A 26,042-nucleotide genomic window follows, 5' to 3' on the forward strand; every position below is an offset into this window, starting at 1 on the left:
CTACTTTTTGTCGATCAAAAGCTCTATGCGGCGTAGCTTGTTCATCTTTTCGATGCCGCCGCAGAGCGCCAGGTACTCGCTGAAGTTCTTCGTGCCGTAGATGTACTTATCCATAAATTTCTTGAGCGATTCGGCATCCTTTTCCGCGGCGAGCCATTCCCTGATGTGCTCCTCGTCCGAGAAGTACTCATAGGGCATGTTTCCGGGATAGCTTCCGTACGGCGACTCGATGACCGCGTCCACACACCAGAAGGGTATGAACGTGGCCTCCGGCCGCTGCCGGATGGATTCGGTGGACACCAGCCTCTCGGTGGTGATGACCACGCGCTTGGCCGCCTTGGCGAGGTCCTGGTCCGATACCGTCGCACCGTAAACGTGGCAGTTGCCATAGACGTCGCATTCATGCACGTGGATGGCGGCGAAATCCGGATAGAGAGCCGGGAAGGCCGCGTACTTCTGTCCCGTGAACGGACAGAGGATCTCCTTCGCGGCGCTGTATTTAAACGTGTCGGTACCCATGATGTTGCGCGCCGGCATGAACGAAAGCCCCATCGCCGCGGCTTTTATCCGCCAGGACAGCGTCGCGTTTGTCCACTCCGTAAGTTCCACTTTGCCACTCTCGATGTAGCGTCGCGCGTTGGGGGAAAGGCCGCGCGCCTCGAGCCCGATGATATAGGCGATATCGCACCGGTCGAAGACCTCGCCGGCCGACAGTATCTGGAAGTCATGCGTCGAGGTGTGGCCCGCAAAGCCAAGACCCTTCTTCCCCTGCCGGACGATCTCATGGCAAATGGCGGTCGGTATCCTGTTGGCTCCGAATCCTCCGATCGCGAAATAGTCGCCGTCCTTTATCATCGTGCGCACCACTTCCTCTGCCGTAGCGAGCTTGGGCTTCAGTGCCCGCGACTTTCCGCGGAAGTATGCACGCGCCGCATCCGCGTCCGGGTTGGTAAAAATCCTGTTCAGTCCCGATTTCAGCTCGATATTGTTTTCCATTACTTCAGCCGACATGCTTCCGTCCTCCTGCATGGATTTTTCTTCATCAATCCCGTTCATCCGGCCTGCGCCACGTCGTCCGCATACATGCTCTCGATTACGGGACCGTATTTTTCCTGTACGACCTTGCGTTTCACCTTGAGTGTCGCGGTGAGCTCTCCCGACTCTTTCGAGAAATCCTGCCTGATAATCCGGTATTTCTTTATTGTTTCATACCTGGCAAGGCGCGAGTTCCTTTCGGCCACATGCTCGTCCAGAATCTTCAAAAACTCCGGTTTATCCAAAAGCTCCTCGGGGTCGTTGAACGCGAGTCTCCTTTCCTCTGCAAGTTTGGCCGCGATCTGCCGATCGACATTGATGAGCGCCGTGAGGTATTTCCGCCTTTCGCCGATTACAATGCACTGGGTAAAGAGCGGATCGCTTTTAAAGAGGTTCTCGATGTTCTGCGGCGCCACGTTTTTCCCGCCCGATGTTATGATGATATCCTTCTTCCTGTCTGTGATGATGAGAAATCCCTCTTCGGTGAAAATTCCAATGTCGCCGGTCCGTAGATAACCATCCGGCGTAAAGGCCTCTCTGGTGGCTTCATCATTGCGCCAGTAGCCCCTGACCACGCAATCACCCTTCACGAGAATCTCGCCGTCGTTGTCAATCTTGATGTCGACGCCCGGCAGGGGCTTGCCCACCGTGCCGATACGGTAGTCGGCGAGGTTACTCATCGTTCCCGGTGCGGTCAGCTCGGTCATACCATATCCTTCGATCACATGTATACCGGCCCCGTTGAAGAACTGTATGATCTCCTTCGCCGTTGGAGCGCCGGAGGCCGTCATCCAGCGCACGCGCCCGCCCAGCGCGTTCTGCAGCTTCTTGAATATCATTTGAAACGCAATGAAGTATTCTAACCTGAGCAGAAGCGGAATGCGCTTTTTGCGCTCGCGGTAATCGCTTATCTCCGCCCCGACCTTCTGCCCCCAGTAGAAGACCTTCTGCTTCCATGCGGGCTCGTTTCGCACCTGCATCGTAATACGCTGGTACACCTTTTCGCAAACGCGGGGAACGGCAAGAATCTCGGTGGGCCGCTTTTCCTGTATGTCCTGCACGATGGTGTCCATGCTCTCGGCGTAGGACGAGGTGAGACCGACGTACATGCCGAAGAAATGCCCGGCGATCCTCTCGAACACGTGACTGAGCGGAAGGAAGGGCACGGTCTGGTCGGTATCAAAACCGTACTGCGGCTCGACCGAGGCGAGCGCCTTGATCTGGGCCATGATGTTCTTATGCGAAATCATGGCGCCCTTGGGGTGCCCCGTGGTACCCGAAGTATACACTATGGAGGCCAGATCCTCAACGTCTACCTCGTCAGCCTGTTTTTCGAAAAGCTTCGGATCCTCATCGTGTTTCCGGCTTCCCGCCTGCATCATGTCCGCGAAGCTCAAGACTCCCTGCGGCATGAGGGACTTGCCTTCGGCCTCAATAACCACGATCTTTTCAAGCCGGGGACATCCCTTCCGGGCCGCGAGCGCCTTTTCCATCTGCTCGTTGTTTTCGACTATCACCACTTTCGATTCCGAATGACCGATGATAAACTCCATTTCCTCGGCGGAAAGCGTGGAGTAAATAGGCACCAGCACCGCCCCTATTCCGAGTGTGCCCATATCGGTATACAGCCATTCGAGCCTGTTCTCCGAAACGAGCGAGACACGGTCGCCTTTCTTGATCCCTATCGATAGAAGCCCAAGACCGGCCGATCGCGATCGATCATAGTACTGGTTCCATGTCGCCTGTTCCCACACTCCTTTGCGCTTCTTCTCTACCGCAAGCCTGTCCCCATAACTGAGCACCCTGTTGCGGAAAATCTCGTTAATTGTCCTTTCGGCAACCTGCATCGTCACCACCTCCTGGATTTTACTTTATATGTTTTTGAACACCGGTTTCCGTTTTTCAAGAAACGCCCGTATGCCCTCTTCCTTATCCTCGCTGGCGGCGAGCTTTCCGAAAAGTTCGCTTTCCAGCGCAAGTCCTTCACTCATCGAAAGCCTGCCGCCTGTGATAACCGCCTCGACGATCGCGCGGACGGCGAGCTGTCCCTTCGAAGCGATGCTTCTCGCCAACTTCATCGCCTCGTCCACCACGTCGGCGTGCGGCACGATCCTGTTGACCAGCCCCACGCGCTCGGCCTCCTTCATGTCGATGAACTTTCCGGTAAGCATATATTCCAGCGCCCGCGCGGGGCCCAGAAGGCGCACCATGCGCTGGGTACCTCCGAAGGCGGGAATAATCCCCAGCAATATCTCGGGCAGTCCCATCTGCGCCTGATCGCCGGCTATACGCAGATGGCACGCCAGTGCGAGCTCGGTGCCCCCGCCGAGGGCGAGGCCGTTTATCGCCGCGATATACGGCTTCCTGGAATTTTCGATAAGGTTCAAGATGCCCTGAGCCCGGGCGGTGACCGCGACACCGTCCTCGAAGGTCTTCACATCGCGAACGCGATTGATGTCTGCGCCGACAATGAACATGGGCCCATCCCCGGTGATCACCGCGACCTTCGAATCGGTATCGGCATTTATCCGCCCGACAGTCTCCTCCAGGCCCATGAGCAACTCTTCGTCAAACGCGTTCATCGGCGGATTCGCGAGGGTAATCAACGCCACTCCCTTCCCGTCGGTCAGGCAGGTGCATTTCCCCATGATCGTTTCCACCCCTGTTCGGATTTGAATCCGCGCGGGAACGTAACCCGTCCCCGCGCGGTGTCCATTAGCGCTTCTTCAGTCCCATGATCTCACGCGCCTCGTCCGGGGTGGCTGGTTCCCTGCCCTGGCACTCGGCGATGCGAACGGCCCATTCGACCTGCTCGTAACTTCCCTTTGCCATCTCGCCGTTCGGTATACGGATGTTGTCCTCGAGGCCAACCCGCATGTGGCCGCCCACCAGACAGGACATCGTGACGGCCGGGAACTGGTCATTACCCACGCCGCAGGTGGTGAAGTTAGCGCCTGCGGGAATCGCGTTTTTCAGACACAGGAATGCATCGGGCCTGAATGCCTGGCCGCCCGCTACGCCCCACACAAAGTTGAAATTCATCGGTTCGCTGAAAAAGCCCTGTTTCATGATAAGCATCGTGTTGTCGAGGCCGCCCATGTCATAGACCTCGATCTCCGGCTTTACGCCGTTTTCCTCCATGGCCTTGCCGAAGTTCTGCAGCATGGTGAAGGTGTTCTCGAACACGAAATCGATGAAGATCTTTCCGGTCTTGCGGTCGAGCAGGCTGAAGTTCATGGTATTGGTATTGAGCGACGCCATCTCCGGTTTGACATGGATGATCTGGCTGATGCGCTGTTCGGCGGTCTTGCCCATACCAACGGCCGAGCTCATGTTTACGATGAGCTCGGGGCACTTTCCCCTGATGGCGTCGTAGGTAGCCTTAATGCGCGCGTGATCATGCGTCGCCATCCCTCCATCCTCGCGCGCATGCACATGCACCATCGCAGCGCCGGCCTTGTAGCACTTGTAGGCCTCTTCGGCGAATTCCTGGGGCGAATAGGGTACGGCGGGATTCTGGTTCTTCATCGTGGCGGCTCCGGCAAGCGCCGCGGTGATAATAACCTTCCTCGACATCGCTTTTCTCCTTTCATCCAGCCCGGGCTGGGGTTCTATTTTTGCCGCCGCCGGGGCCTTTTCGGCCGGCGCGCGCTCGGATACCTGCACCTTCTTCGTTTTGGACGGCGCGAAGTGGTCGATATCGAGAATTGTATTGGTTGTTTCATCGGCGAATACCGCTTCAACCTTCATGCCAATCTCAACCTGTTCAGGTTTCAAACCGTCGAGGATATGGGCAAACGGCGTATCGGCACCATCGAGTTTGATGAGGGCCAGAATATACGGCGCCTTGCGTGGAAGGTGACCATCGTTATAGCGGACCACGGTAAAATTAACGACCTCCCCGATGTTCCCAAGCTCGACCCAGTTGTTTCGAATGTCCTCAAGGCATCGCTCACAGGTCTGCCTGGGCGGAATGAATACTTTATTACACTTGTCGCATTTCACCCCCATTATTTTCTTCTGGTCTCTTATGGTGGTGATGAACTTGCTTCCCACCCTCCCCGCGAAGTACGAATAGGGGAGTGCGAGTTTCCCGTTTACGACGAAACAATCCTTCCGATCATAGTCCAGACTCATCGTTCCCCTCCTCACTCATCTATCTCAAAATACTTGATATCAAAGATGCTGCCCACGCGCTTGTCGCTCCAGACTGGACGGACGCGGGTCCCCGATATCTCGTAGTGGCCCCCCTTTATCAGGTCGAGCTGGTCGCGCCGTACCAGATGGGCGAAGGTGTCGTTCCCCCCGCACCCGTCCAACAGGATGTTCAACATGCCGTATGGAGTCTCCCGCGTCTCCCCGGTGAGAGGGTCCGGGCTGGCGTAATACACGTATTCCATGTATCGCACCTGTCCCTTCGGCCCCACTTCAACCCATTCGTCCGCGCGTACCCGGCAATCCGCGCATACCTCGCGCGCGGGAAGCTGTATCCGGCCGCATGTGGGACATTTTGTGCCGAAAATCTTTTTCTCTTTCAGGGCATTCAGAAACCGTCCCATCACCGGTCCTGTCGCGAATCGCTGATTCACCGCGATTGTTTTTTTTAACACTATCAGCTCCTGTTCCGGCTCCCCATCCGTCGAGGAGGGCGGCTGGTATTTCGCGAAGATCTCCCCCAGCTTCAGCGCAAGCGCGGTCTCGCCCGCAATGGCCGCCCTGCCGGCCGAAAGAAGCGAGAACGGGTCGGTCTTGCCCAGCATCACATCAACCCAGTCACTGGCCTCGTTCACCTCAAGCCGCACCGTGGGCTTCTCGACATGCCCCTCTTTCAACTCGCACGTACCGTCCTTTATTGTCGCGGTCCACACGCCTCCGCCTTCCCCGCCTATCTGGTAGGTGATCGTGGCGTTGAGATCCTTGGCGTTCTGCGGCTGGAAGCGGCTCACCAGCGACCCGAACATGTCGAGGATGTAGTCCTTCGTCGACATCTCCTTCCTGCCGATTACGAATTTCTTGAACATCTTCGCGGTTTTGCCGAAGGCGCCAAAATCCCCCTCGACCTTCACCTTGCCCGAGGTAAACGCATTGACACTGTCCACCTTGCCGGTGTTCACGCCGACGAAAGTCTCTCCGTCGCAGAGCATAATCGAGGCGCAGCCGGAAAGATCGTCGATTTTCTCCACCTTGAGCGTTCCGCCCTTGACTGTTATCTTCCATTTACCCTCACCGGCGATGTCGTACCCGAACGAGGCGTCGACATCCCTCGCTCCCTCTTCGCGGAAGCGTTCGGGCATTGTGTTGAAAATATCCCCTACTTTGACTCCCCAGTATTCTGCCATTCTGTCCCCCTTACCAGTTGAGTTCCTTTTCGAGCATCATGAGCACCGTCCACATGGTACCGCCAAATCCCGACGCCAGCGCGTGCCTGACTGGAGAGGGTATCTGGTGTTTTCCCGCATCGCCGCGTATCTGCAGCGCCGCCTCAGCGACGCGTATCAGGGCGGTTGCGCTGATGGGATTGGACGCGATCACGCCGCCCGAGGGATTGATGGGCATCTTTCCGCCTATCATTATGTCCTTGTTCTCCACGAGCCTCAGGTGCTCGTCGCCTTTCAGCAGGAAAAAATCGCGAAGCCAGTCGAGGGCCCACCACGAGGCCGGATCGTACATCTCGAACACGTCGAAATATTCGAGTGGTTTGCCGATACCGTTTCGCTTGTAAAGGTTTTCCGCGGCGACGCGCATTGTCGTCTGAACGGGAAACTTCTCGTCGTACCCGAAGATATTGAAGGTTTCTTCCCTGTGGATGGTGATATGATCTCGTATCCACACCGGTTTTTTCGAGATTTTTTTCGCCTTTTTCTCCTCCGCGAAGATAACAGCGCACGCGCCGTCCGATTGCGAGCACATATCTATGAGCTTGAGGTCGCCGACGAGCTTCGGCGAAGTTCGGATAAGCTCATCGATCTGTTCGAATTCCAGGCCGAACGCGCGATGAGCCAGCGAATTAAGGCAGGCGTGCTTGTCCATTATGATGCGGTACATGAGCGAGGCCCGCTTCCCCCGCTCCTCGCCGAATTCGCGGATAACGTCGTACGCCTTCGAACCGGTCAGTGCGCCGGTCTGGAGATTGCGAAACCACAGCGGATCGGCCATGTTCGTGATACCGCCCGTGGTATGACCTTCCTGCAGCTTCTGAAAGCCGATGGCCATCACTATGTCGTACATCCCCGAAGCCACAAAATTGTCCGCCGCACAGGCGATAGTGGCGCCTACGGTGCCGCCCGTGGTGATTCTGATGCAATTTTTGCCGTATGCTCCGGTGCCTATCACGTGCCAGAGATCGGGCTGGTGCACCATCTCGAAAAGCTCCATGTTTCCGTGCACCACGCAATCGATGTCGTTCATTGTGATGCCCGCGTCCTCAAGCGCCGCTTTCACCGCCTCGTGTATCATTTCCGGCTGGTTCACGTCCTCGCGGTGGCTTGAATACTTCGTCTGTCCTATGCCAATGATTCCGACGTTTTTATTCTTTTTTCTGTGTGCCATTGACGAACCTCCCTACGCTTCCATGATGACGACGGCCTGGTGCTGCCCCGCGGCCCCGTAGGTGCCGTGCGCGAGCGCCTTTTTGACACCGTCCACCTGGCGGTCTCCCGCCTCCCCGCGCAGTTGATAGAAACATTCGATCGCGCGAGCCGCCCCCCCGAGAAGAAAAGGATTCCCGTTCAGCATGCCGCCGGAAAGGTTCACATGGAATTTATCCATCCCGCCTTTATCGACCCACGCGCCCCCTTTGCCCTCGTCCACAATACCGATTCCCTCGGCCCACATGGGAAGCTGATACGCGGCATGGTCGCAGAGCTCGAAAATTTGAATGTCCTTCTTCGGATCCTTTATACCCGCCATTTTGTAAGCGCGTTCGGAGGCCTTTTTGAGTGAGAAATTCGAAACATATTCCCTGTCGCCCGGAAAATAGCTGTCCATGCAATTGGCGAATCCGGTAATCCATACCGGGTTTTTGCTGAACTCCTTCGCGCGCTCCTCGCAGCACAGCAGCATCCCGAAGGCCCAGTCGGTGATGGGATAGTAGTGCAACTCGCGCAGCGGATCGGCGAGGAGCGGGGAGCTCATAACCTTCGCCTCGTCAATCTCCTCGTTCTCCCGCGCATAAGGATTTTTCTTCGCGTTTTTCCTGGAACGCACCACGATCCTCGCCAGATGCTCTTCCTGGACGCCCGACCTTTGGCCATAGGCCCGCGCCTGAAGGGCGTTCATGTTCATGTTATCCAGACCCAGTGGCCGGCAATAAAAAGGATCGAATGAGAGATTGGAGACCATCCTGCGGCTCTCCCCCTGCGACTCTTTCATATGCCCCATGAAGAGGATCGCGTCGTCATGCCCCGAGAGGATGCTTGCCATCGCATAGCCGAGGCCGTTAAGGCTCTCCTGGGCCATCTTCTCCTCACCCCGTAAATGCGCACCCACTACATCGGTCATACCGTTGTTCGAAATGGTGCGGGCGTCGAACACGTCATCTGAGCAGGTAACGACGTTTCGTATGCCCTTTTCCATGTCGAAGGTTACTCCGGTCTGCTGCATGACCGACTCGAAGCATTCCAGAAGCATGTTCTGGAATCGGGCATGCCAGAGATCGCCTTCGTTCTTGATCTGCGCCACGGCGCATATCGCGACTCGTTTACCCATTTACAATAACCTCCTGTAATTAGTGTAGACTATTGCGAAACCTGGGAATCTCGTCCATCCCCCGGATGGTAAACACGTTCGTAATTATATGTAACAGTTCCAGAAATCACCCTGCCTGATCCTCTTGATAATCGAGTCCTTATCCCTCGGCGCGTCGAGCTCGATCCAGGCCCGCCCCACTCCAAGACGCGTGTGCGCGTCGTCGGAGGCTATCTTGGGGTAGCGTATCTCCGGTATTTCGTATTCCGGATTCCGAAACCCATTCGAGGTTATCTCAACCGCGTCCAGCGGAAACATCTCGGCCACGGTTTCGATTCTTTGCAGTACCTGCCCCATACCGAGGTCATATTCGCCAAGGTGGTTAAGGATATACAACTCCTCCTCGTCGCCGTGTATGCGGTTTACGTGCACATACCCCTTAACGAAAACGGTAAGCTCGACCCCCTCGAAGATGATCATCCCCGAGCTCACCTCGCGGTAGAGCTCGATGCTTTGTGGCTTGAGGAGATAGTCATGATCGGTAAACGCGATGAAGTCATACCCCTTCTCCTCGTAGGCGTCCGCAACCTGCTGCGGCGTCAGCTTGCCGTCGGAGCAGGTGGTATGCGTGTGCAGACAGCCTTTTATCAGCATTATTTACCGACCGGCTCCGACGATGCATGCGCCCGGCAAAAAACAAAAAACTGGAAATATAAATTAAATTGGACGGCCAACCAACTTGTCGATAAAAAAAATAGCACTTGACTAAGCATCCAGATTATTGATTTATCGTCCAATCAGCAGATAACACTTATTCGATCATTACAATATGTCAACTCATTAATACTTTTTTTCGCGAAAAATTTCTCGAACCACTGAAGTGTATATCTTTACTTTACTTTTTTTTTCTGCTACATTACAGCTATTGTATAACCCCGAAGTAAGCCGATTCCCGGGGAAATTTGCAACAGGACTGTTGGTGTATGTGCCGCGATTGAATTATCCAGCGGCCGCTCTTGCGCCTCTTTGTCGCAAGAGGACTTTTTACCATTGAAGCGGCCCTGTATCATTCGCGTTTTTTCTCTTACTTTTATTTAAGCGCGAACCGGATAATCCGATTTCTCAAGGAGGAAATCATGTCTTTCGGTAAACTTTTTCCCAGAAGAGATTTCATCGTGAAGATACTTTGTATCGCCGCGGGTATGCTTGCGGGAGGTTTGACGCGTCCGTTTTTCCGGACGATTCAGGCACAGAATCGTACTGACGGTTCAACAATCGCCGTAATCACCGGTAAAAGCCTTTCCAGGGATTCAATCACGTCGATGGTGGAATCAGGATTCAGGCAGATCGGCGGCATCGATCGATTCATTAAAAAGGGCATGAAGGTGGTAATAAAGCCCAATATCGCCTGGAACTCGACCCCGGACAAGGCCCATAACACAAATCCGGATCTCGTGGAGGCGGTCGCTCGTATGTGCGTACGGCGCGGCGCCAGTGTCACGATATTCGACCGTACTGTCAATTCCGCCCGTCTGACCTACCGTAGAAGCGGCATTCTGCAGGCGGCGCAAAATGCGGGGGCTTCCATTGAGTATGTAGATTCGGGAAGGTATAAAGATGTCAGAGTGCCGGATGGTGTCTATGTGGATTCCCTGCCCGTGTATTCGGGCATTCTCGATGCCGATTTTGTCATCAATATGCCGATCGCCAAGCACCATTCTTCGTCAAGGCTGACGCTGGCAATGAAAAACCTCATGGGTGTTATCGGAGGCAACCGTGGTTACTATCATGGCGATATCCACTCCAGTATCGTTGATTTCGCCAAGACCGTCAAATCGGACCTCGTCATACTCGACGCCATCAGGATCCTCACCGCTCATGGCCCCAATGGCGGCACCCCGGCGGACGTAAAGGAGCTGCACACCATCGTGATGGGCACCAATCCCGTAACGGTCGACGCTTTCGCGGCCACCCTCTTCAATATCCAGCCGGCCTCGCTCAGGTTTCTTAAAATTGCCGCCCGCGAGGGCATGGGCGAAATAAACATCGACAAGATGAAGATACTGCGCGCCGCGGTATGAAGCATCGCCGGTGGTTTTATATCAGGGCCGCCGTACAGGTATGCTGCTGGTTCGCGTTTATAACGCTCGTCGTTTCAACGAGGGATCCAATCGAAGACGGCTACCTGTACGGGCTGTTCCCCCGGCTTTCACTCCACCTTGGAATAGCGACGAGCATTGCGGCCCGCGCGGTCCTCGCCGCCTTTCTGCCGGGGCTTGCGGTCCTGGCGCTTTCTCTTGCGTTCGGACGGTTTTTCTGCTCGACCGTATGTCCTCTTGGCGCGACCATAGACGCCTCCGATAAGATAATTGCGCGGCGGAAGGGCGCTCTGAAACCCGAAATCGCGCGGGCGGGACGGGGAATTAAATACATCGTACTTGTGGTTTCGCTGATCCTCGCCCTTGCTGGAGTCCAGGCGGCCGGCATCATCGATCCGCTGTCTCTGTCGCTGCGGGTGTACTCCACGGTCGTGTATCCTTTTTTCGACCATCTTGCCAAGCTTGCATTTGACGGGCTGTTGCCTATTCCCGGTCTCGGCGCCGCGGTCGGCCCCCTGTACGGTTTTCTAACGGACACGGTCCTCGATTTCAACCCGATCGTGTTCCATAACGCCGGCGCAGTAATGCTTCTCCTTATTCTGATTCTGCTGCTTTCGCTCTGGGCGCGCCGGTTCTGGTGCCGTTACCTGTGTCCGCTGGGCGCGCTCCTCGCGCTCGCCGGAGGCTTCGGCATGCTTCGCAGAACGGTCGATGCGTTGAAATGCGTAAACTGCCTGCGATGCGAACGGGACTGCCGCATGGGCGCAATCCACGATCGCGGCCTCGCGACGATCCACGGCGAATGCGTACAGTGTTTCGAATGCCTCAAATCCTGCGAGCACGATGCCATCTCGTTTCACGCCGTGTCGCCCTTCGCATCGGGACGCGCGGACGCGACCGCTGCCGAATCATCATCCATCACCGCCGTTCCCGAGCGGCCCGCTATTTCGCGTAGAGCGCTTATTGCCGGCACGGCCGCGTCGCTTGCGCTTATTCCGGGATTCAGGCTCAACGCGGCGCGCAGGGCGGACTTCAGCGAAATAATCAGGCCTCCCGGATCGCTCCCCGAGCACGAATTCCTCGACGCGTGCATACGCTGCGGCGCCTGCATGAAGGCATGCCCCACGAACGCGCTGCATCCCTCGTTTCTGGAGTCGGGCCTCGAGGGCGTCTATACGCCCCGCCTCATCCCGCGCATCGGCTGGTGCGAAAAGAACTGCGTGCTCTGCACCGAGGTCTGCCCGACCGGCGCGATAAAAAAGCTTCGCATGGGGGATAAAGAGACCACGGTCATCGGCACGGCCTATTTTCTCAAAGACCTGTGCATCCCATGGGCCGAGGGCCGCGAATGCGTTGTCTGCGAAGAGGTATGCCCCACCCTTACCAAGTCGATCAAGTTCAGGGAAGAGACCGTGCCGAATAAAAAGGGCGGGTCGGTGCGGGTCAAGCTTCCCTACGTGCTCGAGGACATCTGCATCGGATGCGGCATCTGCGAGAACAAATGCCCCGTACGCGGCAGCGCGGCCATACGGGTCCGGACGCGCAAGGCCGAGGTACCGTCGGCGGGATGACGGTACCCGTATTTTTTTGATTCCATAACGCTTCTTTCTTGCAATTGGAACGGCCGGAGGCGGACATCCCCTCATGAGACACTGTGAAATCGTAATCCAGAAAGTCGCCTATGGCGGGTTCGGCCTCGGCTTTCTTGACCGTATGGCGGTCTTTGTGCCCTATGCCTTTCCCGGCGACCGAATTCGCGCGGCTTTAACCGTTGAGAAGAAGAGCCACGCATTCGGCGAGATTGCCGAAATAATAGATCCGTCGGAAATGCGCACGACCCCCGAATGCCCGAACTACACACGGTGCGGCGGATGCGATTACCTTGCGGTTTCCTATGAACACGAACTCGAGATCAAGCGAGGCATTCTCGCCGAAAGCATCGAGAGAATTGGCTCGTTCCCGCGCGACACAATCCCCGCGATCGAAACGATCAGCGGCCCCCGGTTGCATTACCGAAGTCACGCCACGGTGAAGTACGACGGAGGCGCAACCGGACTTTACGCGCGCGGTACGTCCTCGCTTATTGCGTTTCCTCCGGAAGGCTGCCTGCTGGTTTCCGAACGAATTGCGGCCGCATTGAGGGAAAAAGTACCCGGCGTGGCCGACGAGTTCAGGATTGCGGAGGATGCGCACGGCCGTATATTGCGTTCGACAGAAGCGGACAGGATGGTGGAGGATATCGTGGCCGGCATTCTCTATCGGCGCGACATATCCTCGTTCTTCCAGTCGAACCGTTTTCTACGGGAAAGAATGCTTGGGACGGTCGGAGAGTTCGCAGGGCTTAAAAAGGACGAGCGCTTTATCGATATTGGATGCGGAGTGGGGTTCTTTACACTCGACCTCGCGCGCTCAGGAAATCCCGGAACCGGCGTTGACCGCGACCGAATTGCGATTTCATCGGCAAGAGAGAATGCGCGTGCAAACAATATCGGATCAGCGGCTTTCCTTACCGCCGATGCGTCCTCTTTCCCCGCCCGGGGCCATGCCGGCGATACCGTTATTCTCGATCCGCCCAGGGCCGGGATTTCGGCCGCGGCGCGCGGCGCCATCTCAGGGCTGAGTCCGCGGAGAATTATCTATGTTTCGTGCAACCCGACCACATTCGCGCGCGACATCAGGGATTTCGCCGCCGCCGGATATCCGCTTAAAAAGATTTTATTCATCGATATGTTCCCCGCCACCATGCACATTGAGGCGATCGGTCTGCTGGAGCGCGTTATATGATGTCGTCGGAAATCTCCATGCAGGCGGCACGGCATCACTTTAAATCAAGCCCGCCCATATAGAGAAACATCGTTGCGACCATCATGACCAGATGGTAGAGCCCGTTCCAGTTTAATGGGTGAAAGATATTTACCTTTGCCATCTGAATGGCCGAGGCGATGAATGCGATCACCAGTCCGATAACGAGGTTCAGGCTTCCCGTCCCCGTCGAAAGACCGTAGATGTTCAGGCCCAGAAACAGGAGCATTACGGGTACGTAGTTGACGATGACAACGAGGAATTTATCGGTCCGGAATATGAGCACCAGGAAAACACAGAGCTGTGCCAATCCGGCCGCGATGACAACATTACTGTATCTGTCGGGAAAGAAGCGCAGCGCGCAGACCACCACGATCGCGAAAGTCATGACGCCCGCCACAATCCATGAGAGTTTCTGCATCGCCATGCGCCCTTTCCACTCCCGGCCGATGGGCTCGAAGAAGCCGTGATCGATACCGCCCAGAAGCGCCCCCGTGCCCATAAGAGTTATGGACACCGCCCATATGCCGTACGGCCCCATTAAGATGTCCATTTGACCGAAGAGCATGCCGGCCAGAAAAAACGCCTCACTTGCCCACAGAAAGTTTGTAATTGCCGTCAATGCAAGCGGTGTCATGAGCGCCTCCGTCTTACCGTTTACCCCTATTATCCAGATCAGCTAACTTTTGTCCATCGAAATCGTGCCGTTTCACACGGGCCTCCCTGTAGATTCTGAAAAGATTGGTTTGGGTTAATAACCGGCTCGATTACCACCCGTTTTTTTGAATTTACAGATGAAACGATCCGTGCAGTATAGTATCTTTATCCGGATACGGCTGTTCGCGCGCGTGCGGCGGTTTATGTTTCGCGCCGGGCGTGACGATAGAAGTACGGGGAACCGGTACAATGAGATCGAAAACAGCGATAATTATACTTCTCGGCCTGGCGCTCTGCGGAACTGGCGCACCGGCGCAGACGAAGGGAAAGGAAAAGGCCGGGGACGATGGCTTTAAAAAGGCCACCGCCTACTTCTACGAGCGCAAGTTCGAGATGGCGGAAATTCTTCTTCAAGAGGAACTAAGGAAGAATCCTGAGAACCGCCTTGCCTATTCCTACCTGGGCGACATCTTCCTCTATAAAAAGCGCCTGGATGGCGCTATGGAGCTCTATAAAAAGGCCCTGGAACTGGACCCCAAAGGCGCCGAGGAGTACTTCAGGCTGGGACAGATTCATTATTACAAGAAAGAAGCCTTCCCCGCCATCCAGAACTTCGAGCGGGCCTACGCCCTCGATTCCAAGATCAAATTCTCGCACTACCACATAGGCCTCACGCACCTCATGCTGGAGCGCGACAAGCTGCGCACCATCGCAAGCTGGGAGAAATATCTCTCCATTGCGCCCGAGGACCCGCAGTATGAAAAGATACGGCGCGCCATCGAGCTCCTTAAAGATCCGAACTTCGTGCTGCCGCCGGTGGGAAGTGATGTTTCCATAGAGGAGGCCCTGCACCTGGGTGGCGCAGTGCTGCGCGAGACCGACCGCAAGGCCGAGGACAAGAAAGCGGGGCACGAGGGCAAGAAGACCAAGTCGAAACTGGAAGACATATACCGCGACGACGGACTTTGAACGGGGAGGCATAAACATGGCATCATTCCGCAGGGACAACACGGCACGCAACATCGGCATCGGGGCGCTCATATTGCTGCTTCTGGCCGGAGGAGGCTATCTCATCTACCGAAGCGCGGGCGATCCGCTGCGCGACATAGAGGATCTTCGCGTAAAGCAGATCGGCCTGTACGAAAAGCTGCTCGAGACAGACCCGGCCAATGTGGACATACTGGTTAAAATAGGCAACCTTTACAAATCCATCGGAGATATCGACCGCGCCATCGACTACTATAAAAAGGCGCTGGCCATCGATCCCAATAACTACGCCGCGCTGAACGAGCTGGGCCACGCCTACGCGCTCAAGGGCGATTACGAGAACGCCATTGCCGCGCTCGAACGGGCCAAGCGCTCTTTTCCGAAGATGCCTGTGGCCTATAACAAACTTGGCAACGTCTACGACGACCAGGACAAGCTCGACGCGGCGCTTGGCGAATACAAAAAGGCCATGAAGGTGGCGCCGAAGCACCAGGAGAGCTACTGGAACATCGCGCAGCAGCGCCTAAAAAAGGGCGATCTGCGCGGCGCGATCGAAATATTGAAAAAAGGCATAAAGGAAAACCCGAACGACCCTGAGGGCTACTACAACCTGGGCAATCTCTACATGCGCGCGCGCGATTATGGCAACGCGCTTAAAAACTTCGAAAAGGCCGCCGACCTCGATCCGCGCGTGTCGAAGTACCACCGCGGCGTGGGCGAGGCCGAGCTTCGGCTGGGTAACACCGACCGTGCTGTCGCCGCCTTCATGAAGGCGCTCCAGGCCGATCCCGGCGACGCGCTTGCCGCGGAGCGCCTTGGCGACATATACGCCAAGGACGCCGAATACCCCGGCGCGGTGAAGTACTACAGACAGGCCCTCTCCTATAACAGCCGCGACAAGAACCTTCAGCGTAAATATCTCGCCGCGCTCGCCAACCTGCGCAACACCGAACGCATGGCCGGTCGCGGTACGTCCGATGGCGGATCGCGTATCGTCGGCGACGGCCCCGGCGGCGACCGGATCGCCGGACGTTCCGACATCGCCCCCGGCGGCGACATGGGCGCGGAGTCGAACATAAAAACGCCCAAACCGCCCGATACAAAGGGCGACGCGGCGAAGTGGCGCGAGCTGGGCGACCGCTACCGCGACGCGAAGGACTACGACAACGCCATCAAGGCCTATAAAAAGGCCACCGAGATCGAACCCTCCGACGACTACTCGCACTACTGGCAGGGCCGCATCTATTACCACAACAAGCTCGACGAGGAGGCCAAAAAGTCCTTCCAGAACGCCATTGTTGCCAATCCCAAGAACGCCGATTCGCACTACCGGCTTGGGCTCATCCACTACATGAACGACAGGTTCGACACGGCCGCCCGCCATTTCGGCAAGGCCGTGGAAATACAGCCCGACTTCCCTCGCGCATATTACTCGCGCGGACTGGCGTACCACAAACTGAACGACCAGGGCCGGGCGATTAATGATTTAAAGACCGCCATACGGCAGGACCCGAAGCTCGACCGCGCTTATTTCAACCTTGGCGATATCTATTTGAAGAGCAAAAACTATCCCGAGGCGCTCGCCCAGTTCTCCAAGGACCGCGAACTTCGGCCCGACAATCCCGATACGAACTTCAAGCTTGCCGAGACCTATCACGAGATGAAATCGTATAACAACGCCTCGCAGTTCTACCAGAAGACGATAGACCTCGATCCCAATTACTCCCAGGCCTATTTCAACCTGGGGCTCATCAACGCCGAGAAGAATCAGTACCAGGCGGCCATTTCGCTATACCAGAAGGCGCTGTCGATAAAGGGCGACGATTACGCCACGCTCTACGAGCTGGGCAAGTCGCACGAGGCGCTGGGCGACGACAACAAGGCAATCGAGTACTACTCGAAGGCGATCGCCAAAAACCCCAACTACGCGAAGGCTTACATCAACCTGGGGAACCTCTACGCCAAGAACAACCTTAACGACAAGGCCATCCAGCAGTACAAGCTGGCAGCGACCAACGACCCTAAGTCCTATGACGCGCACTACAACCTCGCCAACGCCTACCGCGAGGCCAAGCTCTACGACGAGGCCATAGAGGAATACAAGACCGCCATCGACCTCAACCCGATGGACTCCAAGGCCCATTTTTTCCAGGGGATCGCCTATCGCGACAAGGGCGTGTACGACGACGCCGTGCGCGCCTTCGAGCGCTCGGTGCAGATCAACAAGAGCAACTGGCAGGGGCACGAGGAGCTGGGAATGATCTATTACCGCAAGATCAAGGACAGGCAGAAGGCCATCAGCAATTTCGAGCGGGTGCTCTCGCTCAAGCCCGACCACCCCAGCGCGGACAAGATCCAGGATATCCTGGGGCTTCTTAAAAAGGAGCCGTAGGCGCGAAACTCTTGACAGAGGAGAGGGGGCCGATAGCATCCAACGACAAACGACGATTTTGGACGGGATTCCGATGAACGCCATCACCCATCGCGCCGCAGGGGCGCTCTTTTGCATCGCCGCCGCGCTTTCCATCACGGCGGCCTCGTGCAGTATCCGCGTGCTCGACACTTCGCGCCTGCTCGACGACTTCCGCACCGAGGGCTTTCTTGACGGTGACCACTTTCAGGTGATCGTAAAGGGAAGGCCCGACCCGTCGGCGCGCGGACTGGTGGGCCGGCGCGAGAGCGCTCTTAAAGAGGCCGAGTCCGGAATCGCCAAAGCGGTCGCCGCGGGCATCGGCGCGTACCGGCTGGACCGGCTCATGCAGAGGCTCGAACCGGCCGACCGCGCGCGCGTCACCAACCTTGCGGAAGTCCGCGCCGAGATCGACAGGGAGTCGGCCGGGTACATCAAATACGGCTACCGCGCGTTCGAATATTACAACGAGGACCATTCCGCGGCGATCGTGTTCCGTATCTATCGCAAGGGATTGCAGAAATCGCTGGAGTCCGGTGGACCGAAACTCTCCCTGCCCGAAGACGCGCCCAAGAAAGGCGATAAAGAGGGAAATGGTTAACCGCATGTCATCATACCTGACACGCGCCACGGCTGCCGCCGTTATCATCCCCCTGCTCGCGTTCATCGTCTTTTTTTTTAACTGCGCCAAAGAGGTGAGGAAACCATCCCAGGTCGATATATGCCCGCCGACGATCGGCGACGGCCCGCGCGTGATGTTCGAGAAAGAGGGATTCATGAGCGCCGACGTGTACCGTGTGGTTATCGTGGAGCCGGAAAGGGTCTTCGACGCTGCGGCCGCGGCGAAAACGGCCCGCATACGCGCGCTCAGTTCGCTCCAGAAATACCTTCAATCGCGGGACATGGTGGTGGACCAGAACGTTACGGCGCGCCTGCTCGCGCTAATCGACGAAAGCGGGCATATCGGCGAATCGACCGCGAACGGCGCGGGGCGGTGCGTGTACTATTTCGACATTACCAGGCCGCGCCTGGCGGAGTACGTGTTGTCCATCTCGAGGAAGCGGTAAATTCTCCCGGCTACCTGCTGTTGCGGTAGATGTAGTAGGCGAGGTTTTGGAAGATGAACATCTCGAGCTTCTCCCGGTGTTCATCGTAGATGCTGCTGAACATCACGCCAACCCCATAGGTGTCGCCGGAGAGCCTGTCCACGCGGACCACCATGGCGAGCGCCTCGATGTCCCTGAGTTCGATGTCCATCGACGAAAGATCTATATGCACCCGTATGATGCTCGAAATCTCCATGGGCTGGCTGAACTTGAAGTAAAACCCGCCCTTGCTGATGTTGACGAGCGTCCCCACAAAATCGAAGGCCTCGGTCTCGTCTCTCGATGATTCTATGAGCGTCTCGACGATGCGCACCGGCACCTCGATGTCGAGGCGAAAATGCTTTCGCCGAACGCTCGCCCTGCGGTCGGCGTCGCGCTTCTTCTTGGGTTCGGGCTCAACATCCACGAGCGGGCGCTTGCGCCGCTCGTCGGTTCTCCTGTCCTTTTTGTCGCGCCCGGCGTAGTTCTGCACCATCCAGATGTCGAACTCCTTTTCGAACCACGTCAGCATGGCTTCTTCCCTGGACAGGAACGAGTCGCCGATTTTATTCTCCATGTAAAATCGTTCGATTTCCTTCTTTATCTCCGAAGAAAGGTCTTCGTATTTGATATAATTCCTCTTCATACGCCCTCCATCGGATGCGAACGAATACCGCCCAGCCTGTGATCGAAAGTTCGAGGTGATATGCGCCGGATTTACCGCCGGTGTGCGCATACCGGCCGCGCTGCGACACCGTGGAATATCGAGTTATCAGTCCAGGTCAGCTTATGTATGACAATTATACCGTAAAAAAGCAATTATTTTCTTGCAAAAGGAACGATATTATTATTATAAACAAACATTGTAGTTTTATTCAGCGTCCGCACGGCGGCCGCCACGGAAGACCGTCCGCCTGATGAAGAATACGAAAGTGAAATATTCGATATATATCACCCTCCTCGCCGCCGCATTGGCGTTTTCGACGGCGTCAGCAGCCGAGGAACAGCCGTCTTACTGCACGCTCGGCCAGCCAGAAACGATCAGCACCATCCTTTCCAAAGAAAACAACATAGTCCATCTCAAGCTCGCCATCGAGCTCCTCAAGGCCATCGACGACACTTACGTCGATATATACAAAAACCTGAACTCCGGCAAAAAGCTTATCGTCTTCGTGGATCCCGCGCACGGCAAGCTGGATAACGGCGCCTGGGAGGGCGAGATGACCGGTCGCCTGAGTTCGACGGGGCTCCCCGAGGAATACTACTCGATCATGCTCTCGCGCGAGCTATACCGGACGCTTTCGGCCAACCGATTCATCGAGGTCCGATCGACCGATGACTTCATGACTGTGATGAAGGGTAAGAGCGACATCTACAGAAACATCCCCTTCGTCGACACGGTTCGAATGGCGACCGAAGCGGGCGCCTTCATCATCGTGAGCGAACATCTCAATAACATCGCGTCCATTGTCAAGGCCAGCGGGCTCATGAACATACCGGGAGTCCACATCACCACGGACAGATGGGGAAACCGCTACCTCTCATATGTCAGGGACGTCCACCGCGGTTTTCTCACACTCTACAACAAGTACGACGCGACCGATTTTTCCCGACGCTATGCCCTGAACCTCAAGGAGGCCCTCTTGGCGCGGGGCATGCGGGCCAACAGCTGGCAGTTCGGCGCCGTCCCCGACGACCGCTTCTCGTACTTCGTGGACTTTCCCATCTCGGTGATCTACGAGTCGGGCTTCATCTCCAATCCCGAGGACGAGGAATTCCTGCGCGATCCCGAAAACCAGCGTCTTATAGTGCGCGGCCAGTACGAGTCTCTGATTGAAACCGTCCGCGAGGTCTTCGGCGTCGACATCTCGGGCGGAACTCCGGTGCGCGTCGGAAAGGCCCCGGACGAGCTCATCGAGCTTCTCAAGCTCTCGCGCCTTGTGATCTTCTATATAACCAACTGCGAGGCGCAGAAGGCTATCGGCGTCATCAACCTCATGGAAAAAAAGTTCGCCGGTGTCAACCCGCAGTTCGTGGCCCCGTACCGCGAGATAAAGAACACGCTTGTACGGGCCGACAGCTACTTCCGCCAGGGCATGGCCCATCTTAAGAAGAAAAACTATAAAAGCGCCACCTGGTGCCTGCAGCGAGCCAAGCGCACGCTGCGCTACCGCCCCCTGTATTCGTCGCTGTTCGCGCGCTACTCGGGGCAATACCAGGAGATGGGCGTTCCCGGTCGCGCCGTGGACCTCTTCGTCTACAATCCGAAGAAGCTACCGCCGGCGACGTCGCGTCCGACCCCTCCGCTCGTACCCGTTCGTTCCGCCGCGCTCACGACGCCGATCATTTTGGCGGTGGACAGCGACCAGACGCTGGAGAACGCCGTTAAAAAGGCCCTCAGTCCGGACAAAAAAACACTGGAACGCCTGATCAAGTCGTTCACAAACGCGTATACGTTCAAGAGTGTAAAGACCGGCGGCAAATGGCGCAAGCTGCGGCAGAAGGTTAATTTCGGACCGGGCATATATATCGTTAGACTCGACCGCAACCTGAACGTGGTATCGGTAAAGCCGGTTAAAAAAGTGGCGCTCATCCCGGCAAAATTCCAGAACCACCAGTATTTAAAGAATTCGTATTTCGCCCTTGAGCACAAAGAACGCGCGCTCTGACATCCCCGGCCCCCGCCCCCGGGCCTACAACTTCTTCGGCGACTACCTGTGGAACACCTACGGCGCGCGCGTCCTGAAACTTCCCATTGACGCCGGGTTCACCTGTCCCAACCGCGACGGCACAACGGGGGATTCCGGATGCGTCTTCTGCTCGGAAGAGGGCTCGGCCTCGCCGACCGCGCTCCGGGCCAAAGGCATACGTGAACAGATGGAGAATGCCCGCCGGAGCTTTCACCGCTCCGAGGCCGAGACCCGCTACATTGCCTATTTCCAGGCCTTCACCAACACCTACGCCCCGGTCGAACGACTCAGAAAACTCTACGACACGGCCCTCGCCGGCGAAGGCGTCATGGGTCTCATGATCGCCACCCGCCCAGACTGCCTGGGCGACGATGTGCTCGACCTCGTGGCCTCGTACGCGCGCCCTGGTTTCGAGCTGTGGCTGGAGGTCGGCATGCAGACCATGCACGGACATAGCCTCGAGTTTTTGCGCCGCGGCCACACGCACTCGGTCACACGCGACGCCGTTCTGCGCGCGGCTCGGCGCGGCATAGCCGTCTGCGCGCACATAATACTGGGCATTCCGGGCGAATCGTGGGAGGACATGATGGCCACGGCCGTCGAGGTGTCCGCCCTGCCCGTCCGCGGGGTCAAAATCCATCACCTGCACGTAATCGCAGGTACGGAACTTGAACGGTTGTACCGCGCGTCTGATTTTTACCTTCCCTCGCTCGGGGAGTACGTGTCGACCGTCTGCGATTTTCTGGAACGCCTCAGGCCCTGCATCCTCATACACCGTCTCCTGGGTGACCGCGCTCCGGCAACGCTCGTCGCCCCGGCCTGGGGGCTCCACAAGGGCACGGTGCTTGGAGCGATCGACGAGGAGTTCGGGCGGCGCGTCACGCGGCAGGGATTTTTATGGCGGGAAGAGTAAAGCTCGACGTGAAACCGGAAAGGTTTCAGAAAAATAACGGGAGGGGAGCGTAAGCCGAATCCTGTTTACACGGCCATTTATCTTGGACGCACGTCACCGTACGCCTCCTTGCGACCTACCCGCAACCTCGGACGGGCCGTCCTCGAACGGTTGCCTATTTGGTCTTGCACCGGATGGGGTTTGCACTGCCGCCCCCCTCGCGGGGGGCGCGGTGAGCTCTTACCCCGCCATTTCACCCTTACCCCGCGCTTTCGCGCCGGGCGGTATGTTTTCTGTTGCACTTTCCGTCGCCTCGCGGCGCCCGGGCGTTACCCGGCATCCTGCCCTGCGGTGTTCGGACTTTCCTCACCGCCCGCCTTGCGGCGGGCCAGCGCGGCCGCGTGCCCCCCTCCCGCGATGTTCAGTATCGATTGCGTCAATTGTACGTCCAGCGTTTATTTTTTTCGATTGAAATAATCGGCGGCACTTCCGACGCCTGCCGGTGCACCCGCGACCGCTCATATTACGGTTGCGGGTGCACCGGCCCGTTCGTAGAAAGCGAGCGCGTTGGTGCCGTACGTCCGGTGGTCGGCCAGGCGCAGCGAGCCGACCGTTTCTTCCAGTTTATTGTGTATATAGTGCTGGACGATAGCGCTGCCGTCCGGGGCGAGAAGGTCGTGGCGTTCGATTTCCCCGAGCACGCTCCGGTAAACCGACGCTTCTCCGCGCGTTTTTTCGTAGGGCGGGTCCAGGTATATAAAATCGAAGCGCACTCCGCGCGAATGCATCAATCGCATACAGCGCGAAGCGGGAAAGTTGAACAGCAGCACGCCCTCAGCCTCCTCGCCCCAGTCGGCGAGCAGTTTGCGGATGAATTCGAAGCGGCGGCGCTCCTTTTCATTGAAGACCACCGGCGAACACCCCCGGCTGAGCGCTTCGATTCCCACCTGCCCGGAACAGCTGTACAGATCCAGGAACGATTTCCCGGCAAGGTCGCCGCCCAGCACCGAGAAAAGGGCCTCCTTGACCATGTCCGGGGTTACGCTGGCGTCGCCATGGCGGCGCACGTTGAAGGGGATGGTCCGGCCTTTCAGCCTTCCCGTTATGACCCTCATGGCGACAGTCAGTCCTTTTCCTTGAGCGACCTGTTTAGCTCTTTGAGAAGGGCCTTGAGATCCAGACCGTTGTTCAGCGCCACCTTTTCGATGGTGTCTTCCTTCGCACCCCTGCACGAAGCACAGTCGAGCCTGTGTTTTTTAAAGACCGCGGCCACCGCCGTCGACTTCTTCATGGCCTCTTCGACCGTGGTTTTTCCTTTTATTTCCATTGTTTGGTCCTTTATATAATCGATATTTACTCTTTGCATCAGGGCTGAATTTTTATTAAAAGACATAGCTGCTCTCCGGCTAACCGACCAGACGGGCCAATACGGACTCCGACGGTTGAACCATGATACGACGAGCATAATTCTTCAACGATTTTTTCTGTACCGGGCATCGAGTGACCCGCTGGTCCCGCGGCTCCTAATCACGTTCAGGGTGTTCTATCAGCCGGCTGACTATGATCGAGTAAAGCTTAGGAAGTATCTCGTAGAGCCATTCTATATACTCCGCGGACAGGGGTGTAACCCGGGCCCCTCTACGGGGGATCAGTTCGGCGAGCCTGTTTTTTCTTAGAATCTGCACGGCGCCGGCCATGGGCGTCTTAATCGAAAAACTGAACGGAAATGCCGCGATTAACTGCAAGGACAACAGCCGGGGCCCTCTGGCGGAGTAAGATTATGCACATGCAAAAATACCGGGGATTGTTGACATTAAAAAAGCTGGTGGCGCAGGTCAAGGGAGAGTACTCTATTGATAATAAATTCCGTACAGGGCGGGCACCAAACCCCGGATGCAAAGATTTCAGGCAACATGCATGGGAAGCAATCGTGGCACTCGACGTTAAACAATGACCTAAATTCCAACCCGTTTGTCAGACTCCCCACCGCCGCAGGCATCCTTCCACCGCCTCAAGCGCCGGCGAGCCCTCAAACTCGAAAACAGTCTAAGGTATGGGACGCCATGTACTTTCATTTGACATTTCACCGCGCCCGTGCACCCTCTTAAATGCCGGCGGGCTTGAACGTCCGGCCATACCGCCCGAGGAGCCTGCCTATGCCGCGTGGAAGTATTCTTATCGTAAGGGCCCCGTCGCCGAAAAGCCATCAGTTAGGCGCCCTGCTCCGTGGGCACGGCTTTTCGATTACCGAGCTGTCATTCAGAGAATTCAGGGAAACCGCCGCAACCGGCAAAAGCTTCGACCTGATACTCTACCATCTTGACGATTCGATCGCGGCGGACTGCGCGCCGGACGACCTGCTCGGCCGTCACGACGCACCGTCGCTTGCCATCGCCCCCGCCGCGGCCGACTTCGAGTACCTCCAGAACTGTCTCAGGTGCGGAATGGGTAACTTCCTTACATTCCCCTACGGGAAACGATCGCTCGTCAAACGCATCGAGGAAATCATAAGCTCGGGAGGAACGGCAGTTCCAAACGGCGACGAAAAGCTGAGGCTCTTCATGCGGCACGGCGAAGAAGCGGATTCGATTGAGCTCGGGAAGAAACAGCTCGTCGATTTCATTGTTTCATCGCTGGAGAACTCCATTCACAGCTCCAGGTTGCTCCGCAAATTCCATGGCGGGAGCAGGCTCGTCGCGGAAACAGATAATCTGACACAAAACGCGCAGACGCTATCCGCGCGCGCCGGAGACAAGATACTGCTCGAGCAGGAGATATTCCACGCGATAGAGAGGGACGAGTTCGAGATGTTTTACCAGCCCATTGTCGACATGACTGCGGGCGGGATAGTCGGCTTCGAGTCGCTCATACGGTGGAAGCACCCTGACCGCGGATACGTTTCACCCGCGGAGTTCATCCCTTTCGCCGAGGAATCGGCGCTAATCCTTTCACTGGGATTCATTGCGATAGAGAAGACCTGCAGGCAGCTACGCGATTGGCACGACACCTTCACGGACGCAGGCCCCCTGAGTGCATCCATCAACCTCTCCACCGTGCAGTTCATCCATCCCGAACTCGCGGAAGAGATCACCGGAATTGTCGATGGCATCGGAATTCCTCACGAGTATATCCGCTTCGAGATCACCGAAAGCACCCTTATGGCCGACATGGACTCGGCCAACATGATGCTGTTAAAGCTCAAGTCGATGAATTACAAACTGTACATGGACGACTTCGGCACCGGCTACTCCTCGCTGAGCTACCTGCGGCATTTCCCGATGGACGTAATCAAAATCGACCGGTCGTTCATCAAGTACATGGGGATCGACGACGAAAGCCTCGTCATTACAAAGACCATCATCGATCTCGCGCATAACCTGGGAAAGCTTGTGGTCGCCGAGGGCATCGAGACGGAGGAGCACCTGGCGATACTGCGCGAAATGGGCTGCGATTACGGCCAGGGCTACCTGTTTTCGCCGCCCCTCTGTGCGGCGGACACTCGGGCGCTGCTGGCGAAGAGGCAGCGCTGGTAAAAATCCCCCCGCCTCCGGCGCGCCCCATTCGATGAAGGGGGCTCCTGTTACATTGGCTTCCGGTTGAGTATTTCGCCTGATATAGCCTGGAGATTTACCGCCGACCGGCCACATCAATACGGCTCCACTTTACAACAGAAGAGCTGTGACGCACACGATGTGCTAA

At 56.8% G+C, this 26,042-nt stretch carries 24 protein-coding genes and 1 other RNA gene; 11 read left to right on the forward strand and 14 right to left on the reverse strand.

Annotation, left to right across the window (positions count from 1 at the left end):
- The 8 genes from VLM75_16160 to VLM75_16195 all read right to left on the reverse strand — a co-directional run bounded on the left by VLM75_16160 (nt 1) and on the right by VLM75_16195 (nt 9,375).
- Nucleotides 1-1,056 (reverse strand): CoA-transferase, encoded by a 1,056-nt coding sequence (locus tag VLM75_16160; protein HSV98455.1) that lies wholly within the window; start codon nt 1,054-1,056, stop codon nt 1-3.
- Entirely contained in the window at nt 1,053-2,882 is a 1,830-nt protein-coding gene (locus VLM75_16165; protein HSV98456.1) for a long-chain fatty acid--CoA ligase, read from the reverse strand. The genes VLM75_16160 and VLM75_16165 overlap by 4 nt, the downstream gene beginning before the upstream one ends.
- A gap of 24 nt (nt 2,883-2,906) precedes the next feature.
- Entirely contained in the window at nt 2,907-3,683 is a 777-nt protein-coding gene (locus VLM75_16170) for an enoyl-CoA hydratase-related protein (protein HSV98457.1), read from the reverse strand.
- 67 nt (nt 3,684-3,750) lie between these two features.
- The gene (locus VLM75_16175) at nt 3,751-5,172 is read right to left on the reverse strand and encodes a 3-keto-5-aminohexanoate cleavage protein (protein HSV98458.1); all 1,422 of its coding nucleotides are present in this window, start codon (nt 5,170-5,172) and stop codon (nt 3,751-3,753) included.
- A gap of 11 nt (nt 5,173-5,183) precedes the next feature.
- Entirely contained in the window at nt 5,184-6,374 is a 1,191-nt protein-coding gene (locus VLM75_16180) for an SCP2 sterol-binding domain-containing protein (protein HSV98459.1), read from the reverse strand.
- 10 nt (nt 6,375-6,384) lie between these two features.
- Nucleotides 6,385-7,584 carry a thiolase family protein gene (locus tag VLM75_16185; GenBank protein HSV98460.1) on the reverse strand — a complete coding sequence of 400 codons (1,200 nt, stop codon included), beginning with the start codon at nt 7,582-7,584 and terminating at the stop codon, nt 6,385-6,387.
- A gap of 12 nt (nt 7,585-7,596) precedes the next feature.
- Nucleotides 7,597-8,742 (reverse strand): thiolase family protein, encoded by a 1,146-nt coding sequence (locus tag VLM75_16190; protein HSV98461.1) that lies wholly within the window; start codon nt 8,740-8,742, stop codon nt 7,597-7,599.
- Between the two features lie 84 nt (nt 8,743-8,826).
- Nucleotides 8,827-9,375 carry a PHP domain-containing protein gene (locus VLM75_16195; GenBank protein HSV98462.1) on the reverse strand — a complete coding sequence of 183 codons (549 nt, stop codon included), beginning with the start codon at nt 9,373-9,375 and terminating at the stop codon, nt 8,827-8,829.
- A 482-nt stretch (nt 9,376-9,857) separates the two neighbouring features.
- Between VLM75_16195 and VLM75_16200 the strand changes: the two genes are divergently transcribed.
- From VLM75_16200 to VLM75_16210, 3 genes are all read left to right on the forward strand, one after another.
- Entirely contained in the window at nt 9,858-10,802 is a 945-nt protein-coding gene (locus tag VLM75_16200; GenBank protein ID HSV98463.1) for a DUF362 domain-containing protein, read from the forward strand.
- A complete protein-coding gene (locus VLM75_16205; protein ID HSV98464.1) occupies nt 10,799-12,391 on the forward strand; it encodes a 4Fe-4S dicluster domain-containing protein in 1,593 nt (530 codons plus the stop codon). Before VLM75_16200 ends, VLM75_16205 begins: the two co-directional genes overlap by 4 nt.
- 73 nt (nt 12,392-12,464) lie before the next feature.
- The gene (locus VLM75_16210) at nt 12,465-13,604 is read left to right on the forward strand and encodes a methyltransferase domain-containing protein (protein ID HSV98465.1); all 1,140 of its coding nucleotides are present in this window, start codon (nt 12,465-12,467) and stop codon (nt 13,602-13,604) included.
- 34 nt (nt 13,605-13,638) lie between these two features.
- Here the strand turns inward: VLM75_16210 and VLM75_16215 are convergent, their stop codons facing one another.
- Nucleotides 13,639-14,259: a hypothetical protein gene (locus VLM75_16215; protein HSV98466.1), complete on the reverse strand. Its 621-nt coding sequence runs from the start codon at nt 14,257-14,259 to the stop codon at nt 13,639-13,641.
- Nucleotides 14,260-14,528: 269 nt separating this feature from the next.
- On the opposite strand from VLM75_16215, the gene VLM75_16220 reads away from it, so the two are divergent.
- The 4 genes from VLM75_16220 (at nt 14,529) to VLM75_16235 (ending at nt 18,743) form a co-directional block, all read left to right on the forward strand.
- Nucleotides 14,529-15,248, forward strand: coding sequence for a tetratricopeptide repeat protein (locus VLM75_16220; protein HSV98467.1), 720 nt, complete (start codon nt 14,529-14,531; stop codon nt 15,246-15,248).
- Nucleotides 15,249-15,264: 16 nt separating this feature from the next.
- On the forward strand, nt 15,265-17,658 hold the full coding sequence (locus VLM75_16225; GenBank protein HSV98468.1) for a tetratricopeptide repeat protein: 2,394 nt from the start codon (nt 15,265-15,267) through the stop codon (nt 17,656-17,658).
- A 73-nt stretch (nt 17,659-17,731) separates the two neighbouring features.
- A complete protein-coding gene (locus VLM75_16230) occupies nt 17,732-18,277 on the forward strand; it encodes a hypothetical protein (protein ID HSV98469.1) in 546 nt (181 codons plus the stop codon).
- A gap of 4 nt (nt 18,278-18,281) precedes the next feature.
- Nucleotides 18,282-18,743 carry a hypothetical protein gene (locus VLM75_16235; GenBank protein ID HSV98470.1) on the forward strand — a complete coding sequence of 154 codons (462 nt, stop codon included), beginning with the start codon at nt 18,282-18,284 and terminating at the stop codon, nt 18,741-18,743.
- Nucleotides 18,744-18,753: 10 nt separating this feature from the next.
- On the opposite strand, the gene VLM75_16240 is transcribed toward VLM75_16235, so the two are convergent.
- A complete protein-coding gene (locus tag VLM75_16240; protein HSV98471.1) occupies nt 18,754-19,407 on the reverse strand; it encodes a PilZ domain-containing protein in 654 nt (217 codons plus the stop codon).
- A 271-nt stretch (nt 19,408-19,678) separates the two neighbouring features.
- On the opposite strand from VLM75_16240, the gene VLM75_16245 reads away from it, so the two are divergent.
- Complete coding sequence (locus tag VLM75_16245; protein HSV98472.1) at nt 19,679-21,430, forward strand: N-acetylmuramoyl-L-alanine amidase; 1,752 nt, start codon at nt 19,679-19,681, stop codon at nt 21,428-21,430.
- Nucleotides 21,405-22,364: a TIGR01212 family radical SAM protein gene (locus VLM75_16250; protein ID HSV98473.1), complete on the forward strand. Its 960-nt coding sequence runs from the start codon at nt 21,405-21,407 to the stop codon at nt 22,362-22,364. Before VLM75_16245 ends, VLM75_16250 begins: the two co-directional genes overlap by 26 nt.
- Before the next feature lie 35 nt (nt 22,365-22,399).
- Here the strand turns inward: VLM75_16250 and rnpB are convergent.
- The 4 genes from rnpB to VLM75_16270 all read right to left on the reverse strand — a co-directional run bounded on the left by rnpB (nt 22,400) and on the right by VLM75_16270 (nt 24,088).
- An RNA gene (rnpB, locus tag VLM75_16255) (RNase P RNA component class A) lies at nt 22,400-22,756 on the reverse strand.
- A 105-nt stretch (nt 22,757-22,861) separates the two neighbouring features.
- Nucleotides 22,862-23,458, reverse strand: a complete 597-nt coding sequence (locus VLM75_16260; GenBank protein HSV98474.1) for an RsmD family RNA methyltransferase — start codon at nt 23,456-23,458, stop codon at nt 22,862-22,864.
- Nucleotides 23,459-23,466: 8 nt separating this feature from the next.
- Nucleotides 23,467-23,670 carry a disulfide oxidoreductase gene (locus VLM75_16265; GenBank protein ID HSV98475.1) on the reverse strand — a complete coding sequence of 68 codons (204 nt, stop codon included), beginning with the start codon at nt 23,668-23,670 and terminating at the stop codon, nt 23,467-23,469.
- Between the two features lie 196 nt (nt 23,671-23,866).
- A complete protein-coding gene (locus tag VLM75_16270; protein HSV98476.1) occupies nt 23,867-24,088 on the reverse strand; it encodes a hypothetical protein in 222 nt (73 codons plus the stop codon).
- A 35-nt stretch (nt 24,089-24,123) separates the two neighbouring features.
- Between VLM75_16270 and VLM75_16275 the strand changes: the two genes are divergently transcribed.
- Nucleotides 24,124-24,297, forward strand: a complete 174-nt coding sequence (locus VLM75_16275) for a hypothetical protein (GenBank protein HSV98477.1) — start codon at nt 24,124-24,126, stop codon at nt 24,295-24,297.
- A 202-nt stretch (nt 24,298-24,499) separates the two neighbouring features.
- Nucleotides 24,500-25,876 carry an EAL domain-containing protein gene (locus VLM75_16280; protein HSV98478.1) on the forward strand — a complete coding sequence of 459 codons (1,377 nt, stop codon included), beginning with the start codon at nt 24,500-24,502 and terminating at the stop codon, nt 25,874-25,876.
- Nucleotides 25,877-26,042 lie beyond the last annotated feature (166 nt).

It is taken from the genome of Spirochaetota bacterium (assembly GCA_035477215.1).
GTDB lineage: Bacteria > Spirochaetota > UBA4802 > UBA4802 > UBA5368 > MVZN01.

Bases quoted from the DNA above. Each gene is read 5' to 3' on its own strand.
- VLM75_16160 (HSV98455.1), bottom strand. From the start codon at position 1,056: ATGAACGGGATTGATGAAGAAAAATCCATGCAGGAGGACGGAAGCATG.
- VLM75_16165 (HSV98456.1), bottom strand. From the start codon at position 2,882: ATGCAGGTTGCCGAAAGGACAATTAACGAGATTTTCCGCAACAGGGTG.
- VLM75_16170 (HSV98457.1), bottom strand. From the start codon at position 3,683: ATGGGGAAATGCACCTGCCTGACCGACGGGAAGGGAGTGGCGTTGATT.
- VLM75_16175 (HSV98458.1), bottom strand. From the start codon at position 5,172: ATGAGTCTGGACTATGATCGGAAGGATTGTTTCGTCGTAAACGGGAAA.
- VLM75_16180 (HSV98459.1), bottom strand. From the start codon at position 6,374: ATGGCAGAATACTGGGGAGTCAAAGTAGGGGATATTTTCAACACAATG.
- VLM75_16185 (HSV98460.1), bottom strand. From the start codon at position 7,584: ATGGCACACAGAAAAAAGAATAAAAACGTCGGAATCATTGGCATAGGA.
- VLM75_16190 (HSV98461.1), bottom strand. From the start codon at position 8,742: ATGGGTAAACGAGTCGCGATATGCGCCGTGGCGCAGATCAAGAACGAA.
- VLM75_16195 (HSV98462.1), bottom strand. From the start codon at position 9,375: ATGCTGATAAAAGGCTGTCTGCACACGCATACCACCTGCTCCGACGGC.
- VLM75_16200 (HSV98463.1), top strand. From the start codon at position 9,858: ATGTCTTTCGGTAAACTTTTTCCCAGAAGAGATTTCATCGTGAAGATA.
- VLM75_16205 (HSV98464.1), top strand. From the start codon at position 10,799: ATGAAGCATCGCCGGTGGTTTTATATCAGGGCCGCCGTACAGGTATGC.
- VLM75_16210 (HSV98465.1), top strand. From the start codon at position 12,465: ATGAGACACTGTGAAATCGTAATCCAGAAAGTCGCCTATGGCGGGTTC.
- VLM75_16215 (HSV98466.1), bottom strand. From the start codon at position 14,259: ATGACACCGCTTGCATTGACGGCAATTACAAACTTTCTGTGGGCAAGT.
- VLM75_16220 (HSV98467.1), top strand. From the start codon at position 14,529: ATGAGATCGAAAACAGCGATAATTATACTTCTCGGCCTGGCGCTCTGC.
- VLM75_16225 (HSV98468.1), top strand. From the start codon at position 15,265: ATGGCATCATTCCGCAGGGACAACACGGCACGCAACATCGGCATCGGG.
- VLM75_16230 (HSV98469.1), top strand. From the start codon at position 17,732: ATGAACGCCATCACCCATCGCGCCGCAGGGGCGCTCTTTTGCATCGCC.
- VLM75_16235 (HSV98470.1), top strand. From the start codon at position 18,282: ATGTCATCATACCTGACACGCGCCACGGCTGCCGCCGTTATCATCCCC.
- VLM75_16240 (HSV98471.1), bottom strand. From the start codon at position 19,407: ATGAAGAGGAATTATATCAAATACGAAGACCTTTCTTCGGAGATAAAG.
- VLM75_16245 (HSV98472.1), top strand. From the start codon at position 19,679: ATGAAGAATACGAAAGTGAAATATTCGATATATATCACCCTCCTCGCC.
- VLM75_16260 (HSV98474.1), bottom strand. From the start codon at position 23,458: ATGAGGGTCATAACGGGAAGGCTGAAAGGCCGGACCATCCCCTTCAAC.
- VLM75_16265 (HSV98475.1), bottom strand. From the start codon at position 23,670: ATGGAAATAAAAGGAAAAACCACGGTCGAAGAGGCCATGAAGAAGTCG.
- VLM75_16275 (HSV98477.1), top strand. From the start codon at position 24,124: ATGCACATGCAAAAATACCGGGGATTGTTGACATTAAAAAAGCTGGTG.
- VLM75_16280 (HSV98478.1), top strand. From the start codon at position 24,500: ATGCCGCGTGGAAGTATTCTTATCGTAAGGGCCCCGTCGCCGAAAAGC.